Annotated in this window: 16 protein-coding genes; 10 read left to right on the forward strand and 6 right to left on the reverse strand. The window is 38.0% G+C overall.

The annotated features are described in order from the left end of the window. Positions 1-212 precede the first annotated feature (212 nt). The 3 genes from tyrS to ACY10D_RS01620 all read left to right on the forward strand — a co-directional run bounded on the left by tyrS (position 213) and on the right by ACY10D_RS01620 (position 2,373). A complete protein-coding gene (tyrS, locus tag ACY10D_RS01610) occupies positions 213-1,412 on the forward strand; it encodes a tyrosine--tRNA ligase (protein ID WP_486999065.1) in 1,200 nt (399 codons plus the stop codon). A 119-nt stretch (positions 1,413-1,531) separates the two neighbouring features. Then, positions 1,532-1,729 carry a hypothetical protein gene (locus ACY10D_RS01615; protein ID WP_151192646.1) on the forward strand — a complete coding sequence of 66 codons (198 nt, stop codon included), beginning with the start codon at positions 1,532-1,534 and terminating at the stop codon, positions 1,727-1,729. A gap of 14 nt (positions 1,730-1,743) precedes the next feature. After that, complete coding sequence (locus ACY10D_RS01620) at positions 1,744-2,373, forward strand: PDC sensor domain-containing protein (RefSeq protein ID WP_486999066.1); 630 nt, start codon at positions 1,744-1,746, stop codon at positions 2,371-2,373. Here the strand turns inward: ACY10D_RS01620 and ACY10D_RS01625 are convergent. Genes ACY10D_RS01625 through ACY10D_RS01635 form a run of 3 tightly spaced genes read right to left on the reverse strand, consistent with a single transcriptional unit; the run spans position 2,366 to position 5,157 of the window. Further along, positions 2,366-3,055 carry a queuosine precursor transporter gene (locus ACY10D_RS01625; RefSeq protein ID WP_486999067.1) on the reverse strand — a complete coding sequence of 230 codons (690 nt, stop codon included), beginning with the start codon at positions 3,053-3,055 and terminating at the stop codon, positions 2,366-2,368. The two genes, ACY10D_RS01620 and ACY10D_RS01625, sit on opposite strands and share 8 nt — an antisense overlap. Next, positions 3,052-4,338: a 16S rRNA (cytosine(967)-C(5))-methyltransferase RsmB gene (gene rsmB, locus ACY10D_RS01630; RefSeq protein WP_486999068.1), complete on the reverse strand. Its 1,287-nt coding sequence runs from the start codon at positions 4,336-4,338 to the stop codon at positions 3,052-3,054. Before rsmB ends, ACY10D_RS01625 begins: the two co-directional genes overlap by 4 nt. Before the next feature lie 12 nt (positions 4,339-4,350). Continuing rightward, positions 4,351-5,157: an inositol monophosphatase family protein gene (locus tag ACY10D_RS01635; protein ID WP_486999069.1), complete on the reverse strand. Its 807-nt coding sequence runs from the start codon at positions 5,155-5,157 to the stop codon at positions 4,351-4,353. A 78-nt stretch (positions 5,158-5,235) separates the two neighbouring features. On the opposite strand from ACY10D_RS01635, the gene ACY10D_RS01640 reads away from it, so the two are divergent. The 4 genes from ACY10D_RS01640 to ACY10D_RS01655 all read left to right on the forward strand — a co-directional run bounded on the left by ACY10D_RS01640 (position 5,236) and on the right by ACY10D_RS01655 (position 8,756). Further along, positions 5,236-6,027 carry an RNA methyltransferase gene (locus tag ACY10D_RS01640; protein WP_486999088.1) on the forward strand — a complete coding sequence of 264 codons (792 nt, stop codon included), beginning with the start codon at positions 5,236-5,238 and terminating at the stop codon, positions 6,025-6,027. Next, the gene (gene rnhB, locus ACY10D_RS01645) at positions 6,028-6,600 is read left to right on the forward strand and encodes a ribonuclease HII (protein WP_486999070.1); all 573 of its coding nucleotides are present in this window, start codon (positions 6,028-6,030) and stop codon (positions 6,598-6,600) included. A 508-nt stretch (positions 6,601-7,108) separates the two neighbouring features. Beyond that, positions 7,109-7,624, forward strand: coding sequence for a hypothetical protein (locus tag ACY10D_RS01650; protein WP_486999071.1), 516 nt, complete (start codon positions 7,109-7,111; stop codon positions 7,622-7,624). Positions 7,625-7,679: 55 nt separating this feature from the next. Then, positions 7,680-8,756, forward strand: a complete 1,077-nt coding sequence (locus ACY10D_RS01655) for a pentapeptide repeat-containing protein (RefSeq protein WP_486999072.1) — start codon at positions 7,680-7,682, stop codon at positions 8,754-8,756. A gap of 22 nt (positions 8,757-8,778) precedes the next feature. On the opposite strand, the gene ACY10D_RS01660 is transcribed toward ACY10D_RS01655, so the two are convergent. After that, positions 8,779-9,579 carry a sulfite exporter TauE/SafE family protein gene (locus tag ACY10D_RS01660; RefSeq protein WP_486999073.1) on the reverse strand — a complete coding sequence of 267 codons (801 nt, stop codon included), beginning with the start codon at positions 9,577-9,579 and terminating at the stop codon, positions 8,779-8,781. A gap of 106 nt (positions 9,580-9,685) precedes the next feature. On the opposite strand from ACY10D_RS01660, the gene ppa reads away from it, so the two are divergent. From ppa to ACY10D_RS01675, 3 genes are all read left to right on the forward strand, one after another. After that, complete coding sequence (ppa, locus tag ACY10D_RS01665) at positions 9,686-10,210, forward strand: inorganic diphosphatase (protein WP_486999074.1); 525 nt, start codon at positions 9,686-9,688, stop codon at positions 10,208-10,210. Positions 10,211-10,637: 427 nt separating this feature from the next. Further along, on the forward strand, positions 10,638-13,247 hold the full coding sequence (locus ACY10D_RS01670; protein ID WP_486999075.1) for a hypothetical protein: 2,610 nt from the start codon (positions 10,638-10,640) through the stop codon (positions 13,245-13,247). Positions 13,248-13,292: 45 nt separating this feature from the next. After that, on the forward strand, positions 13,293-16,502 hold the full coding sequence (locus ACY10D_RS01675) for an RCC1 domain-containing protein (RefSeq protein WP_486999076.1): 3,210 nt from the start codon (positions 13,293-13,295) through the stop codon (positions 16,500-16,502). Positions 16,503-16,504: 2 nt separating this feature from the next. Here the strand turns inward: ACY10D_RS01675 and ACY10D_RS01680 are convergent, their stop codons facing one another. Continuing rightward, positions 16,505-17,341 carry a LuxR C-terminal-related transcriptional regulator gene (locus ACY10D_RS01680; RefSeq protein WP_486999077.1) on the reverse strand — a complete coding sequence of 279 codons (837 nt, stop codon included), beginning with the start codon at positions 17,339-17,341 and terminating at the stop codon, positions 16,505-16,507. Between the two features lie 108 nt (positions 17,342-17,449). After that, complete coding sequence (locus tag ACY10D_RS01685; RefSeq protein ID WP_486999078.1) at positions 17,450-18,274, reverse strand: response regulator transcription factor; 825 nt, start codon at positions 18,272-18,274, stop codon at positions 17,450-17,452. Positions 18,275-18,478: the final 204 nt, after the last annotated feature.

Here is an 18,478-nt window from a genome sequence, read left to right on the forward strand (position 1 = left end):
GAGCTTTCAGACTTTACAAGGAGAAGAATTAAATGAATAGAAAAGATCCCTATAAACCTATGCTTGAAAAGAGGGGAGTTGGGCGACGGTGATTTTAATTCCCCTCTTTTCAAGAGGAGTGCCAAGCTTGCGAGGCGGGGTGTTGAAGTAGAAAAAGTGCGTAACCTCAGTAAAAAAGTAAAAGTAAGGTAAAAGAAGGTAAATAGATCGCTATGCATAGCATTGAAGAAACATTAAGTGTGATTAGACGTGGCGCCGAAGAGGTGCTTTTAGAAGAAGATTTGATTGCGAAGTTAAAGAAGAAAAAGCCACTTATTGTTAAGTTTGGTTGTGATCCAACGGCACCGGATATTCATTTAGGACACACCGTAGTGATTAATAAATTGCGTCAACTGCAAGATTTAGGGCATGAAATCCACTTTTTAATTGGTAACTTTACCGCACAGATTGGTGATCCAACGGGGAAAAATACCACGCGTCCACCGCTATCAGCGGCAGATGTCGAAGAGAATGCTAAAACCTATCAAAAGCAGATTTTCAAAATTTTAGATCAAGAAAAAACGGTCGTTAAGCGCAATGGTGACTGGTTTGATCAGATGAGCGCAAGTGACATGATTAAGCTTGCATCAAAGCAAACTGTTGCCAGAATGCTTGAGCGTGATGATTTTTCTAAGCGCTACAAGTCTGGGCAAGGCATTGCTATTCATGAGTTTTTATATCCTTTGGTGCAAGGCTATGACTCAGTGGCGATGGTTGCTGATATTGAGTTAGGTGGCACGGATCAGAAGTTTAACTTATTGATGGGACGTGAGCTGCAAAAGCAAGCAGGGCAAGAGCCACAAGTGATTATCACCATGCCGTTATTAGAAGGGTTAGATGGTGTCAAGAAAATGTCTAAATCAGCCAATAACTATATCGGTATTGAAGAGCCTGCAGATGAGATGTTTGGTAAAATTATGTCGATTTCGGATGAGTTGATGTGGCGTTATTATGAATTACTAAGCTTTAAACCAATGACTGAAATCGAAAGCTTAAAAGAAGCGGTTAACAATGGTCAAAACCCACGTGATGTTAAGATTGATTTAGCTAAAGAGATTATTGCGCGCTTTCATGATGAGGCGGCAGCACAAAAAGCACATCAAAACTTTATTGATCGCTTCCAAAAGAATCAGATGCCTGAGGATATGCCTGAAGAGACGATTACATTAGCAGAAGATAATATGCCGATTGCGAATGTTTTAAAGTTAGCAGGTTTGGTCTCAAGCACCTCTGAAGCGATCCGTATGATTAAGCAAGGTGCGGTTAAAATTAATGGTGATAAGGTTGAGGATACCCAGCTTGCATTAAAGCAAAAAACCTCAGACGTTTATCAAGTAGGAAAAAGAAAGTTTGCCAAGATCACATTGGTATAGTAATGATGAAAACAAGTTGTATCAGCCATCACCTCTCCTCTTGTGGGATCGCTCATGCAGCTTATGCTGCACGGGTGAGGGGATAATTAAAACGCAATAAAAAAACAAAAGGAAATAAAATGGAAAAATTTATTCAGGAAGTATTAGTTATTTTTGTGATATTAACCGCATTGGTCGTACTTTATCATGTTTTTATCTTTTTATTTTGGATCTTATTAGTGGCGATTGGTGTGGCGATTGTTTATCGCGTGATTAAATTTATTGTATCTTTGTTCTCTTCAAAGAAAAGCAATACCGTTGAGCATGAAGATTTATAATTAATCGGTGCAGTGTGAAGCAACTAAAGGCATTAATCCTAAGTGGAGTGTTAGTGACACTGACTGCTTGTGGTAACCAAGGTAAAGACACATTAAGCAAAGCTGATCTTGAGACAGGTGAGTATGCGGATGAGCTCAAATCACATTTAGATGTGCGTCAAGCGCAATTGAATACTCTTTTTGATAATATTCGTATCACCCAAATGCTTGTACATGCCAATAAACGCCTGGTTGAAGAAACGCCATTAACGGAAGCGCGTTATCAAGCAATTGATCAGAGTATGCAAAAAATGCGCGATACCTATAATGTTCAGCTTTTACTGTATAATTCTTGTGCGGTTAAATTAAAGCAGTTTCAGGCAGAGCATCCTGCCTTTGTTGAGATTTTTGTTACCGATTTATCGGGCATGAATGTTTGCCAAACCAATATGACGACTGATTTTTATCAAGCAGATGAAAAGTGGTGGCAAATGGCTTATCACAATGGCTTAGGTAAGGTGTATTATGGTGAAATTGAATACGATGATAGTGCTTCGGAAGTCGTAGCACCAATGTATATGCCTATTTATGAGCATAAAAAATTAGTCGGTATTGCTAAAGCTTTAGTGGCAATCGAAGATATAAAACTCAGTGAATTTAATTAATGGATTCATTGTGGTAAGTTGAGTTTATATAGTATTTCGCTGCATAAACAATGATGTAAGTAATAGGAATCGCAAGGATACAGAAAATGGCTTTAGAGCCAAATGAGCCAAGAATTAATGTGGTTTTGTTAGGGAAAGACCAAAAGACGATAGAGATGAAAATCACGGAATCAATCAATTGACCTAGAATACTTGAAAAGCCCGAGCGTAACCATAAAAAACGTCCTTTAGATAGATCTTTAATTGTCTGAAAGATAAAAACATCAAGAAACTGCGAAATAACAAAACCAATCACTGTACCCAAAATCACAAGGTTGCTTTTGGCTAAGACATGGGCGTAAACGCTTTGATCGTGCCAACCCGTGGTATGTGGCATAATGACCGAAAGCTCAATAATCAGTACGAAAATCACTTGACTGATCACCCCAAGGATTGAGACAAAATAGGCTTTCTTTTTACCATATAGTTCACAAACCGCATCAATGATAGGGAAAGTGAAAAGAGCAAAAATAATATTTGAAAAAGGAAAGCTTAGTCCTAAATGGACAGGTTTTGTGGCAGTGATTGCTGAAGAAGTCATCGCGCAAATAACGATCATTGATAGGATTAACAAAATAATAACATGTTTATTAACGCGCTTATCATCTTGTAAGAAATGTTGTTTTGTTGCTGTTGTCATCATGTATCCCTCATTTTTTGTAATAGACAATAGTAAAACCCATCGCCTCCATTTTCAGTAGGCAAAATCTGGTAACCATGGACTTGTTTGAGTTTATTATCCATCATTGGAATATCAATAACAGTAAACTCAGAATGTGTTTGCAGGAAGTTTGCCATTTGTTTGTCATTTTCTTCAGGTAAAATAGAGCAGGTAGCATAGAGAAGTAAACCATTAGATTTCAGATATGCCGCAAGATTATGTAATATACGCTGTTGTATTTGGACAATCTCTTTGATTTCCTCAGGCGTGCGCAACACTTTGATATCTGGATTACGCCGAATGACACCGGCAGCACTGCACGGTGCATCAATTAATATCTTATCAAATAAAATCTTCTCTTTAAGTGGTGCTGTGGCGTCATGAATTGCAAGGTGAATATTAAGCTCATTTAACTGTAAACGCGCAAGATTCTCTTTAATACGTTCAAAGCGTTTAGCATTATTATCCATAATAGTTAACTCAATGTCAGGACAGAGCTCTAACAGATGCGCACTTTTACCACCAGGTGCAGCACATGCATCAAGAATTTTCTCTTGTGTTTGTGGTGCTAGGATACGTGCGGCTAATTGAGCTGATTGATCCTGAACGCTGAAAAAACCTTGAGAAAACAAAGGTAGTTCATGAATGTTTTGTGCTTCATTTAGTTGAATACAGTTATCAATGGTTGTTGTGTTATAACCAATATCATTACCTTTAAGTGCCTTTAGAAATTGTTCAGGATTTTGCTGTTGATTAAGACGCAGAAAAACAGGCGGCTGGATATTGCTATTGGTGACAATGCTCTCCAACGCATGAGGGTAATGTTTCTTAAGCTTGCCATATAACCAATCAGGCAGCTCTTTGAAGTGATGACAACTTGGCAGTGTTGCTCTATCAATTTGACGTAATAAGGCATTAATAAATGACTTGGAATGATTAATATTTAATTCATCACAGGCATTGACGGTTTCATTAATACAGGCATGCACTGGTTTATGCATAAAGATAATCTGGTATAAACCAATCATTGCCAATCGTCGCATTTTTGGTTTGGTTTTGCCTTCGGCCTGTAGATTAAAAATATGCTCAAGGTAAAAAAAATGGCGAAACACGCCATAACATAACAGATAGACTAAACGGCGATTTTGCTCCGTCAGTGGGTAATGTTGAAGTGTGGTATCTAAAGATGCTAAGCTGTCTTTATATTGAGTGATTTGATGAATAATAGAGCACGCAATAGCGCGTGGATTGGTTAATGTTTTCATTGCTTGGATTGATTAGGCTTTTTCAGCAGGTACCAAATGGGGGGTTAAAAATTTGGTTAGTTTAGCTACGATGCGCGGATTGCCACCAATGAGGCGTCCATCATCTAAATAGCTAACACCACCATCTAAGCCACAAAGCATACCTCCGGCTTCTTTAATCATAAGGGCAGCTCCTGCAGTATCCCATATTTTGGCATCTCTTGATGTCCAAACAGCATCTAAGTAGCCGGCAGCAACATAACACATATCAAGTGCTAATGAGCCAGAATAGCGAAGACCTGAGATTTCTTTATGTAGATCAAGTACGGCTTCAGGATAAGTATGTGCAAAAACTTTTTTGCTAAATTTCAATGCGCCTGAAAATAAGCAACCTGAGAAGTCTTTACGATTAGCAACACGGATGCGCTGACCATTAAGCTGCGCACCTGAGCCTTTGGTTGCCGTAAATAATTGGTCTAAGTAAGGATTATAAATCACTGCAAGCTCTGTTTTGCCGCGAAATTGCATTGCAATTGAGACACAATGATGTGGAATGCCATGAATAAAGTTGTTCGTGCCATCAATCGGATCAATAATCCATGTATGGTCACTATCTTCATTGCCAAACTCGCCTGATTCTTCAGTAATGTAATATTGATCTGGAAACGCACGTTGCAAAATATCAATAATTGTCTTTTCAACGTCAATATCGACATTCGTAACATAATTATTAGGTGCTTTTGTTTCAACCTTAACGTTTTGCATGTTTTCACTTGCATTTAAGATCATACGACCTGCTTTACGTGCAGCTTTAACTGCAACATTCATCATTGGATGCATGAAAATACCTTTAGCTTTTACCCGAATAAAAAATTAGTTGTGTATAATACCTGATTTAGTATTAAGGTGATAGTTTCTATTTCAAAGATGTTAAATAAAATTCGGATTATTCTCGTTGAAACCTCGCATCCTGGTAATATTGGCTCAAGCGCACGTGCGATGCTTAATATGCAGCTGACAGAGCTTTATTTGGTAAATCCCAAACAGTTGCCAGATGACCATACCATGGCAACAGCAGCGCATGCCACTGATGTTGTTAACAATGCTAAGATTGTACCAACATTGATGGAAGCGCTTGAAGGAGTGGATCTAGTGATTGGTACCAGTGCCAGAACACGACGCATGGATTTACCAATGTTGAGCGTTGAAGATGCAGCAGAGCAGGCAATGGCACATGTGAGCAAAGATCTTAATGTGGCGATTATTTTTGGGCGTGAGCGCACGGGACTTTTTAATGAAGAGCTTCTGATGTGTCATTATCATGCATTTATTCCAAGCAATGAAGGGTACACCTCATTAAACTTGGCGCAAGCTGTGCAAATTGTTGCTTATGAAGTCTTTAAACAATATTTGTCATATAATGATGTTAAAGCCTTGCCAACACAAAACCATGTTCGTGAAAAAGCCTCTGCCAAAGAAGTCGAAAGTTTTTATGATGAGTTGGCACACAAAATGCAAGTTGTTGGTTTTTTAAATCCTGAAAAGCCAGGGCATGTTGTTGATAAATTAAAGCGACTATTTCAACGTGCACAACTTGAGTCACAAGAGATTAATATTTTGCGAGGGTTTTTGGGGCAAATAGATCAAAAGAATCAAAAGAATCAAAAGAATCAAAAGAATCAAAGTAGCAATGAGACAAAGGATAGTTAAATGATAATCGTAGGTGTCGATGAAGCAGGGCGTGGACCATTGATTGGTTCAGTTGTTGCTGCGGCTGTGATTTTAGAGCCAGATAAACCAATTGCGGGATTGATGGATTCAAAAAAATTAACCGAGAAAAAGCGTGAAGCACTTTTCACTGAGATCACCGATAAAGCAAAGGCTTATGCAATTGCTGAGTGTAGTGCCAAAGAGATTGATCAGTATAATATTTTACAAGCAAGTTTACTGGCGATGCATCGCGCGGTGGCTAAGATTGAGATTGCCTTTGATAAAGTGCTTGTTGATGGTAATCGCCTGCCATTGTGGGATTTTGAGGCAGAGGCAATTATCAAAGGCGATAGTAAAGTACAAGAGATAAGTGCAGCATCGATTCTCGCTAAAGTCTATCGAGACCGTCAAATGATCGAATTAGATCATAAGTATCCAGCCTATCAATTTGCTAAACATAAAGGCTATCCAACCAAATTGCATTTGGAATTACTAGAAAAGTATGGGGTGCTGGATATGTATCGCAAGAGTTTTGCACCAGTGGCAAGATGTCTTAAGCTTCAATGCTCTTGATTGAGAAGTAAACGAAGAATATGTTCAATTACCTCTTACTCGCGCAGCACAAGCTGCATAAGCAGCCCCATAAGGGGCGAGGTAAAAATAGCGTACTTTTTGTTCGTAATTAATTAGTACTGATCACGCACACGTGCTTGTAAATCACAGAATGAAACATAAGCTGTTAATGCTCTTTTCCAAGCTGGGGTCTTTGCTTTTCTAGTGTTGTTATCTAAATTTTGCATAGTGTTCTCCTTGTTGAGAGTTTATCGTGGGGACAAATGCAGTATAGACAAAGATCTATAAATAGACAGTTTCAGCAGGGTAACGCTGTGTAACAAAATTGATACGTGGCGCTAGCTACGGTTAGTGTTTATTTTAATCAAATGCGTGGCGATAAAAAGTCAATATCGCGTAGTTTTACGCTATTTTTTCTTTGACTTTTAACTATAATGCCCACCTGTGTTAACTAACAATTTAAGATGACAGCATGAAAAAATGAATATTTCTTTTAACCTCATTAGCATTGGCAAATAGTATATTTGCTACCACACTTAAAATAGATGTTGCGACCGAAACAGCGCCTCAAGATATACGTGTTGATTGGTCTGATGGGTATGGTATTGTTTCTCGTGAAAAAGGCTATAAGATATTTGACTTCAATGTATCAAAAGAAATAGAAAATCACATGGGCATAACACTAAATAATGGTAAAGAGCTTGGGCTTTCTATTTTAAAAACAGCAAATGACTCACTGGTATTTGAATCTCAAAGCCGATACAGCAGATGCGGTAACTATAGTTATGAAATCATCTACACATTAACACATGGAACAGAGGATTTCAGCAAGTGGGAAACGAAACGTTTAACCCTTAGCTATAAGGATCATGAGAGATATATGATTGTTTCCCCTGAGCAGTTTCATGATTTGATCGAAGGTTCTCATCACAAGACTAAAAAAAGCATTCTAGGAAGCTATGATATAAAAGTTATTGTCCACTATAGCGCATCAACTTGGTCATTCTTGCCTTGGTGCAAGTAATGTTTAACTTATCGTTTGAAAAATTATCTAAAGCTAAATCATAAGAGGAAACACTATGAAAAAAATAATTCTGATCTCGGGTATTGTAATTAATTTCGCGATCACTCTAGCCTATGGGGGCTCTGATTGCTGGAAAAATAGCCAATCATGCGTTAATGAAGATTTGATTGGCGTTAATTTACATAATGAGTCTATACGTGGGGTCGATTTTTCTGGCGCAAATTTAGCTGAAGCAAATTTAAACGCATATGCAGAGCATACAACTTTTACTAAAGCACATTTAGGAGGAGCATATCTAGCGCATGGAGTTTTTGAATATGCCAATTTTAGTGGGGCTACACTTATCAAAACAGACTTTAAAAATGCAAATGTACAACATGCAAATTTTAGCAATGCTAATCTAGATGGAGTATCTAATTTTAGTGTTTATGGTAATGACGCAGTTTTTATACATACATTTTTAGAGGATGCTTATATGGCTGCTGGAGAATTTAAAAATGCTAATTTCACAGATGCTATTCTAAGAGGAGTAAATCTACATAATGCTCATATTGAAGAAGCGCTATTTGACAATGCGCAAATGCAAGGTGCATATTTAAATTCCTATGGAAATAAAGCGTCATTTCGACATGCTAATTTATCGAAAGCTTTTTTTTCCAGCGGTGCAAATGGGGGGGCTGAGTTTAATAACGCTGATTTTACACAAGCCAATTTATCAGAAGCTTACAGTGGACAAACAGTCTATCTTGAAAATGCTATCTTTCACAGTGCAAATTTGTCTAATTCTGATATTTATTATTATGCGAAAGATGCAAAATTTGATCATGCAGATTTAAGCAAGGCTGTAGTGCGAGGAGTATTTCATAATGCTAATTTTGATAACGCAATATTTGATAATTCTACACTGAGACCACGTGACGCAAATGCTTTCAATGGTGCCTCTTTTAGAAATGCATCTTTTAAAAATGTAAATTTCAAAGAGAACACAAATATGTTTGGTCAGATATTAGCATCATTTGAAAATGCGGATATTGAAGGTGTAGATTGGTCTGGAACTGATTTAACAGGAGTTACATGGACAAATGGTAAAAGATGTTTAGAAGGTTCAATCGGCTATTGTAAGCATGAGTAAAAAATCTTATTAAATTTCAGCGCTAAATCGCCAAAAACAACATCTTAATTGAAACAATCAAAAGTAGAAAAAGGAAAATTACTTTAAGCACTTTAGGTGGCGTTTTACTTGAGAGTTTGGCGCCTATTTTTGAGAAAAGCATACTACTAGGTACAACACAAAGAATCGCAGGTAGATATAAATAACCTAGACTCCAACTAAGTTCAATATGATCCATTAAACCCGTTACGATAAAGGTAATGCTACCTGTTATTGCAATGATGAGCGTAAAAAGACTTGATGTGCCAATAGCAATACGAATCGAGTAACCTAATGAATTGATATAGGGGATGGTGATAATGCCTCCACCAATACCAAAAAAACCTGATTTAATACCAACAATACTACCCCAAAAGGCACTTTTTCGTTTACCACTGTGTTTTGGCTTATCAATCGCATGGCTAGGTTGAAATAACATGCGTAGAAACATAGAAAGCATTAATAAGGCAAATAACAGTCCCAAAAGTCGTGAACTAAGAAAGTGGGCAATAATCGCGCCAACAATATTCATGCTAATAATCCATGGTAACATTTTGATGGCAATATCAAAGCTGACCTCACGTGCACGCAGTTTGTGCGGTACTGATGAAAGCGCGGTAAAAATCATAATCCCGAGTGAGGTGCCAGCAGCAAACTGCATATAGCAGTTTGTGGTTTCAGGCAGTTGATGGAATACAAAGGCAAGCACAGGAACGATAATAAGCCCACCGCCAATACCTAAAAGACCTGCAAGAATACCTGTTAAACAGCCGGAAAATATCAATAATAAGATAAGATATGTCATATTCGATTTGCTTTGATTTGTCGATTAAATGGGTTGAATAATTATAACAAATGAAAGAGAATAACCCAGTTCATTTAACCAGAAAAACAAATGATTAAGGGTAAATATGCTTTCTAATATTAAAGTCGGCAAAGATGAGCCAAATGATGTCAATGTCGTGATCGAAATTCCAGCGCACAATGAGCCTGTCAAATATGAGTTTGATAAAGATGCCAATATGCTGACTGTTGATCGCTTTATGTCAACAACAATGCAGTATCCATGTAACTATGGTTTTGTGCCAAACACGTTATCAGAAGATGGCGATCCAGTTGATGTATTGGTTGTGGCACCTGTGGCATTGCGCCCAGGTGTTATTATCAATTGTCGTCCAGTCGGTGTGCTTAAGATGACAGATGAATCAGGCATTGATGCTAAGATCATTGCAGTACCTACAAGCAAACTCACCAAGATTTATGATGATGTAAAAGAAATTGATGATTTACCAAAGTTATTGTTAGATCAAATCAAGCACTTCTTTGAGCACTATAAAGATCTTGAGCCAAACAAATGGGTTAAAGTCGATGGCTTTGCTGGGGCTGAAGCAGCTAAAGCAGATATTCAAGCAAGTATCGAGCGCTATAAGGCGTAACTATACCAACATGTTTCATTTTTAACTGAAGTTACGAACTTTATCTATTTCAACATTCTACCTCGCAAGCTCGGCGCTCCTCTTGTAAAGAGGGGAATATAAAATTACTGCTGCCTAACTTTAGTTAGCATGTTCTTTTTCCACTAATGACGTCTTTATTCCCATGCTTAGTTGTGATAAAACCGCTTAGGATCAATTTCTTTTTAGCAAATACCATTAAGCAAGCTTCCAAGCAAATAACATGAACCCAAAACAAAAGACAATAGAATAGTCTTTGATGTCGAATAGGTATAACTACGTATTTTTGAATGTTAATCAGTATAAAATCGTATATCCATGTGATTTTTAAGACTCCAAAATATATGTGATGACTTTTATGGTCGATTATGGTTAAAAAGTTCGCAAAGCATATGAAGGAGAAATAGATATGAATATGGGATATAGAAAAACAGGCGCCTTAAGCCTTGCGGCGCTATCGGTAATGCTCTCCGCTTGTGGTGGAGGCTCTGGTGGTCGAGATAGTGGAGGTAGTATCCCCAAAAATAACGCCTCGCTATCACTTGATTTAATTGGCAGTCAAGTTGCTTATGCAGATAATAAAAACCTAATGATTTACACGATAACAAATAGCGCAATACAACAAAACATAACATTAAAATCCAATAACAACGCACAAATAATCGAGATTGTAGGAGCTAATGATTTAACAAAGAAAGAAGGTGAAATTACCATTTCCCACAGTGATTACCAAGATCTTGGAATCGTCAACCCTTGCCTAACAGATGCTGAGCATGGTGCTATCTTGCAACCAGGAAGTTCATGCCAAGGCGTTATTTCTGTATCCGGTGATGATGGGGCAGGGGTCACTGGTAATATCGAAGTGATCACAAAATCACAAGGTGCCACTAAAATATTACCAGTGCCTATTAGTATGCAATTTAAGAAAACACTGATGCCACATCAACAGGATCAGCTTAAGTTAGATCCTGTTGAGCTTATTGCGGGTGAAACCTTAACATTGCAGTTATCAAATCAATCAGATATTTTGCCATCAATCTATCTTGTTATTGACTTTAGTCGATTATATGAGCGCTATCCTGAGCTTTATCAATTGATCGACTTTTCACAATTACAAGGAGGCATATATAACCCACAACAACATAGTATTTTTTATAAAAAGATTGCCGTAGGTCAAAGTCATACAATCACACTGAAATTAATGGCAAAGGCATATGATTATATTAAAAAACATCCTGAGGTTGCGGCACGCATACTCGATAACCGTGATCTAGATAATGTGGCGCTTATGGGTTATCGCTCTGCCAATTGTGCGAGTACCCCAATGATCGTTACAAGCTTTGATGCACCACTTGGCTTAAGCACGCATGACATGATGATCGATAAGCCATTTTCTGCCATGAATTTTATGTCAAAAGGAGAAAATATTAAAGTCGTTGACATTACGGGCTTACCTGAGATGGTGACATATAATAAAGATGATTTGGGTCAGTCATTAAAAAAAGGGCAACATCAGCAAATTACCTTTAGTGCTCATGCTTCATTGGGTACCATGTCTCAGAAGGAAGTTGCCATTCACTTTGTCAATCAGGCAGGTGATCAATTTAGCAAAATACTAATGCTTAATACTAAAGCAAAAGGTCAACTGGCGTTAAAAAACAAAGACCAACATGGTGTGATTACACTTAATCGTGGTGATCAAGATAAATCACGCCAAGTGGATATTGAGTTGATTAACAAAGGTGATTTTGATATTCACATGCCACAAGATATAAACCAAGCCTTAAAGATTGTGGACGCTAATGGCAATGCTACACAAGGTATTAAGGTTAGTTCAAATACGTGTATAGGTGCTCTTGCACCATTTGATTCGTGTCATTTATCGCTTGTTTCAGATGATGCTACAACTTCATTGGGGCAGTACGCATTATCGACAATATCCACTAATTCATTGAAAGAGAATAAGCTAACAGAATTCCTATTAGCGGAATCTTATAAATGGCTATCTATTCAAGAAAATAACATTCCATCAGGGAGTGTTGATAAAGGAGCAACTGATGTACTATTTACGATTGAATTGACCAATACTGATTCACAAGAACATACATTGCTCAATGTCACTATTCCTCAAGGTGCTGACCAATTTGAAATAACACCGACCGCTGATAATACATGTGTTAATAATATACCATTAGCTCTGCGTGCATCATGTTTAATGTCGTATCGCATAGCACCTATTGATCACACTCAAAACAAGCATTTTGACGGTGTCTTTGAGGCTCAGTTTGATGATGTGACCTATAGTAAGCATCTATCCTTTGATTTCACCGACCAAAGCAATTTACCTAGTAATGCACTCACATTTTTAAATGAAGCAATTATTTCACCACAGAGTAATTTGGTTTTTTCTTTTGAAACAAATAGCAAAATCAACCAATTGGCGCTTAAGCTACCTGAAGCACAAGATTTAAGGGATATATTAGATTTGGAACATATTAATGGAGGTGTTTATAACGCCACTAATAATGAGATTAATATAAACTATGACTTACTCAAAGGGACACAGCATGAAATAACCATTCCAGTTAAATCAACGGCTCAAGCAGTGCTTTCACAATACTTGAATGAACTCAGCAATAATGGTCATTCAAATGTTTTTGTGTTTCATTCGCCATCGATTAAGGCGCAAGCCCCAGTGTTAAAAGTCAATGCATCTTCGCCTTTGTTGATAGACAATCATTTACTATCGCTTAATGACACTAGTGTGCATAACGTGATGATAACCAACCTCTCACCAATAACACAAATGATCCATTATGAGAAGGTGCCATTAACGCAAGCCAATGTTAATGTTGAAGGCTGTGATGGTGTGGAATTAGCTTACAATCAGCAATGTACTCTGGCAGTATCAGCATTGCAAAATGCCTATGGAGGACATTACACACTGGCCATTAATCATGGAGAGTGGTCTCAAAATATCAATATTGCAGTGGAGCACCCAACAATACAGTCAGTGTAAAATAGTTATCAATTAGAAAGAACAAATGGCATCTTCGACAGTAGTGTGAGGGTTAACTTACTCAATAATCATAATTTTAGTATTCCTGCAGTAAGCTCAATCAATGATATATTTGAGCTAAAAGATCAAGCAGGGCATGCGGTTTCTAGCAGTGATATGGAGATCAAAGAAGTCGCTGGCGCGTCGTGTATTTATGGATTATTACCAGGACTAAGTTGTGCCGTTGATATTACCTCTAAGGGTGCAAACCTTGAATTAGGGCAATATGCGCTTTACAGTAAAGGCGCGCTAGCAGCGCTTAAAGTAGCAGATATTCATCTAAATGCGACAAGCAATAGCTTAAATAAAAATACAACGTTATCACTACCGCCTCAAATGCTGCCACAAAGATCAGCAAACCACCATGCAGTACTAACGAATCCTCAAAACTCAACAACAACTTATCAAGTGATGAATATTGGTTTCCCTAACCATGGAGGTAATATTAGTTATCATGGTGCTGTTGGCGTGGGTGCTTTATGTTGGAACGGTGCTGAGGGTGCGCAATTATCGCCTGGTCAAAGTTGTCTGTTAGATTTTGATTATGTTGGTGAAATCGGTGATCACTTGCAAGGTGATTTGAGTGTTCAATTAAAGGATGTTGCTCATCAGCACATTGTTAATGAAACCTATGTTAATGCATTTGATACGCAAGTGGTCGATGCCTTAAGTAATCCAGTCGGTGAATTATCAGCACAAGACTTTAATATACATCCAGGTGGCATGGTCACTTTAATGCTCACTAACACAAGCCAAGATGAGGCGTTAAATGGCATTGTACTTGATCTTAGTAATATGCCAGCTGCCTTATTTAATCAAATTAGTGGTGGTGTTTATTTTGGTGGCAATGGTATCCCCATCACATCAACAAACCAAATTTTCAAATTGCCAGACATGTTGTCTGGACAGACAAAAAGCATCGCTCTTTATTTTAATCCTTATGCCGAAAGCGCTATCGCTCAATATATTAGTGATTTGCAAAATAATCAAACAACACATTTTATTGAAGTTTATGCCGCAAACATGGAGGCACAAGTACCTACACCTAACTTGGTCTCATCAAAAATTTTGGCAGTTGACCCTTCTATAGAATTAAGTGAAGTTTCAGCAGGTGAGAAGTTTATCTCCATCAATAATCGCTCGGTATATGCCATTACTAATGTATCTATCACTGCAGTACAAGCAATTGACGGCCTTACTTGGATGCCTGATACATTAGCAGTGTACAACCCAGGCAATATAGAAATTCCTTATCAACTAAGTACTAGCGCGCACGGCAGTGGAATTTATACAATAAACTACACCATTCATGGTCGGTTTTACAGTCAAAATATCGATGTCTCAATATCACCTGCAAGTGCGAGTGTCAGTTTAGCCAGTGATAACCTGCATATTCCAGATCTAGGGCAAGCGGATAATCACTATGTGGTTACCGTGGCGAACACAAGTGATTTTGACTTGCATTTATCAAGTGGTACTACTTGGGGAAATGCATTTACTCATTATCTTCCTGGAACCTATATCTCATCAGGCACTTGTACAGTCAGTACTCTAGCCGCTGGTCAAAGCTGTACAATGATACTTTCCGTTCAGGATTCTGCAAAATCTATTGAAAATTTTGGGATTAAGCTTGCTAAAAATAGGTTCTTAAACCTTGATCAGGATTATGTTTTTCCAATTACTTTGATTGGCTCGCAGGGACATATTCAAGTCAAAGCGAGTAATAACAATGGTGCAAGCTGGGACAATATAGAAAATACGGTCTATGTAGGCACTTCAGACAAAACATTGCGAATCTATAATTATGGTAATCAAGACTTAACTATGTCACAAAATCCAGTTACTTTTGTGTGGACTGACAGCACAACGGTTGATTCGCCAGAGATTAGTAGTACGTGTGCTGATCAAACACTTTCAAGTGGGGAGTTCTGTACTGTGACCATTATGCCCAGTACGATCCAACCTAATGATAGCGGTTTACTATCGATTAGTAGTGTTGATGGAGAGCCCGTACACCAGCAGCTTAGTGTGAATTTCTTGCAACCTTTCGCTTGGAAGAGCTTCTCATCATTCTGCGGAATTTCCAACACAGATAAACTGTATTGTTGGGGGTGGAATTATACTGGCAGTGTTGGAGATGGTACTAATGTGGATAGGGCTGTACCTACAGCGGTTATTGCTGGTTCTGAGGGCTTTACACCTAACGAGGTTAGGTTTGTTGACAGTAATCAGCACACAGTCTGTGCGATCACTTTAAATCATGAACTGTATTGTTGGGGCAATAATGTATTGGGTCAATTAGGAGATGGCACGAACACTAGCAGTAATACCCCGGTCAAAGTAAAGGCGGGCAATGAAGGCTTCACACCTGATCAGGTGAAGTATGTTAATACCAGTATACACGGAGCAACATGCGCTATTACAATGAGTGATAAACTGTATTGCTGGGGTAGAAACTCATATGGGCAGCTAGGGGATGGGGCAACAACTGATCAGAGTCTTCCCGTGGCAGTTCAAGCTGGCAATGAAGGCTTCACACCTGATAGCGTGTCATTTGTTAATGCAGGGCAAAACTCAACATGTGCAATTACCATGGGTGATAAGCTATATTGTTGGGGGTTCAATTGGTTCGGTCAACTAGGGGATGGTACCAAAAACAATCGAGATGTTCCTGTCGCAGTAAAAGTAGGCGATTATAATTTCACACCTGATCAGGTTGCAGATGTTACCACTATTTATTCTGGCGCCACTTGTGCTATCACCAAAGCAGGCAAGCTTTATTGTTGGGGAGCTAATGGGGATGGAGAGCTTGGAGTTGGGGTGCTTGGCTTTTATCCAACCACTCCTTACCCAGTAAGTACTGGAGATGAAGGGTTTACACCTGATGATGTATTAGATGTAACTGGCGGCGATTACTCAATTTGTGCAATCACAGGGGCAAATAAGCTTTACTGTTGGGGAAGCAACTACCATGGTCAACTAGGTGTTGGTAGCAATCAAAATAACCATAGCCTACCAACTGCAGTACTGGCTGGAAATGAAGGCTTTAATCCTGAAGCGCTTGAGCCATTTTTGATAAAAGCGAGCACTTCAAGTACGTGTGCTTTAAACCTAGAAGGAGGGCTTTATTGTTGGGGGAATAATCAATCTGGACAGTTAGGCAATGACACAACTACAGATAGTGACGTACCTGTAAAAGTAGTCGAACCTGAATAGCCTTAGTGATTGTTTTTATGAGGGAATTGTGCGCTCATTCTGATAATAGGATGCAGTTGTTTGATTTTCTCAAACAGTTGTTCTCTATGTATACAGTCTAATTTATCTTTTAACTTGATTATCAAGCCCTCTACAGTACGTGTTGATAGATGGGCATAGTAGGCTACTTCTTTATTTTTATATAGCCCGGAATAGATGAGCTTAAAAATTTTAAGCTCAGCATTACTAAGGTTGAATTGTTTAGTCATTGCAAGGTCAAGTTGGTATTGCATATTATGGTTTATGTCACAAAAATTAACATCATTTGTCACGTCAAACATTTCTATATATTGAGGAGAGGTTGACAGTAGCTTATATAAAGCATCAAGCCCATGATCTAGATCATGTTTTTGTGTTAAAAGATGTTCTGCTATGCTGTTGTGAGTTAACTCTAGCCATAAAGAAATAATGCCACCATTAAGCTGATATCTCTGATATGCCCATGGTATTAAGTTAATATGTGCCTTGTTAGAAATATACTCTATATAAGTGTTATCTTGAGCTGATGATGTTTTCATTAGATAACGATACGTGTCTATATCAAAGGCATTTTGAGGGAGTTGGAACATCGATTTATGACTGAAGCAAGGTAGGTCAGTATCAACAACTGATTGCACCCATAGCTCACAACCTATACCTCTTTGTAGTATAACGTGTAATACGGATCCATTTGGCATATACACCAGAAGTCCCGTGGAGCCAGTATATGCTATTGAAGACAAGGGCTTGTGCAGAAATGTACTTAGGTTCTTAAGCATGCCATTATTAGTTGCTGCATGAATCTGCTCTAGTTTATGCATTGTTTTAGCCCTTTTCCTGATCTTATGTCGACAGCTTGTATTTTTTACTTAGCTGTGTCGACTACACATTGTTGAGTGTATTATAGACCAAAAAAGTTGCGATGGAATCTACTCTAGAATGCTAGATCTAATTACCGCATGTAATAATCTAATTTTTTCAACGAGCTCTTCCCTATGTTGACAACTAAGTTTTTGCTTTATGCTGATAACTAAGCCTTCAATAGTGCGTGTTGATAAGTTAAGCCTATAGGCAATCTCTTTATTTTTATAAACCCCTGCATAAATGAGTTTAAATATTTTTAATTCAGTCTTATTGAGCATGCATTGTTTTGTTATTTCAAGATCTAGTTGGTATTGTTTATTGTTGATAATGTCTTGAAAATTAAGGTCAAAAGAGACATCGTTTTCATAAAATAAGTAGCTGTTTTTTGTCGAGGTGATATATAAATAATCAAGCACATGATCAATTAGTCGCCTATACGTATTGATATGTTCCGTAAGCAGTCTACTTTTAATTCCCATATATAAACTAACCACACCGCCGTCAAGTTGATATCTATTGTAGAAAAAAGGAATATTCTTTAATCGCTCCTCTGCTGAGATATGTTTTGCGTAATTATTTAGACTCAGTTGCTCGGGTTTGGTTATATTGGCTAAGTATGGCCATACATCAAGATGAAAACCAATTTGCGGGAGTCTCAGAATGGCTTTGTGGCTAAATATAGGTGCATGTTGAGTTGTACTTGCATGTACCCAAGCTTCCATATTGTCACCATTACCTGTTAAGGCACATAGAACCCTACCGTTGGGTGTATAGACAAAAACACCATCCCCACTTGATTTAGGAAGTACGTCTAGTGTTTGTAAGCTGTTATTGACTTCATGTAAAAAGGGCGTGTCCTTTTGTTGTAATATATATTCTAATTTGTGCATTTATTTTCCTGCGAAATAGCTTAACGTTAAAATATTCAATTGATACTTGAAATATTTACCCAATGAGTAGTACATGGGTAGTAGCCCATTGGTAGCAAACGCTTTGATCATATGAATTATCGGTAATTATACGGTATATATATCACTAAAATAGACGTAATTATACGCAATTGATCGACGCTAAATAATCAGTCGTGGGGGTGT

Source organism: Cysteiniphilum sp., assembly GCF_057495195.1.

Excerpts from the sequence above, each read along its gene's own strand:
- tyrS (WP_486999065.1), top strand. The coding sequence starts at position 213 with ATGCATAGCATTGAAGAAACATTAAGTGTGATTAGACGTGGCGCCGAA.
- ACY10D_RS01615 (WP_151192646.1), top strand. The coding sequence starts at position 1,532 with ATGGAAAAATTTATTCAGGAAGTATTAGTTATTTTTGTGATATTAACC.
- ACY10D_RS01625 (WP_486999067.1), bottom strand. The coding sequence starts at position 3,055 with ATGATGACAACAGCAACAAAACAACATTTCTTACAAGATGATAAGCGC.
- rsmB (WP_486999068.1), bottom strand. The coding sequence starts at position 4,338 with ATGAAAACATTAACCAATCCACGCGCTATTGCGTGCTCTATTATTCAT.
- ACY10D_RS01635 (WP_486999069.1), bottom strand. The coding sequence starts at position 5,157 with ATGCATCCAATGATGAATGTTGCAGTTAAAGCTGCACGTAAAGCAGGT.
- rnhB (WP_486999070.1), top strand. The coding sequence starts at position 6,028 with ATGATAATCGTAGGTGTCGATGAAGCAGGGCGTGGACCATTGATTGGT.
- ACY10D_RS01655 (WP_486999072.1), top strand. The coding sequence starts at position 7,680 with ATGAAAAAAATAATTCTGATCTCGGGTATTGTAATTAATTTCGCGATC.
- ACY10D_RS01660 (WP_486999073.1), bottom strand. The coding sequence starts at position 9,579 with ATGACATATCTTATCTTATTATTGATATTTTCCGGCTGTTTAACAGGT.
- ppa (WP_486999074.1), top strand. The coding sequence starts at position 9,686 with ATGCTTTCTAATATTAAAGTCGGCAAAGATGAGCCAAATGATGTCAAT.
- ACY10D_RS01670 (WP_486999075.1), top strand. The coding sequence starts at position 10,638 with ATGAATATGGGATATAGAAAAACAGGCGCCTTAAGCCTTGCGGCGCTA.
- ACY10D_RS01680 (WP_486999077.1), bottom strand. The coding sequence starts at position 17,341 with ATGCATAAACTAGAGCAGATTCATGCAGCAACTAATAATGGCATGCTT.
- ACY10D_RS01685 (WP_486999078.1), bottom strand. The coding sequence starts at position 18,274 with ATGCACAAATTAGAATATATATTACAACAAAAGGACACGCCCTTTTTA.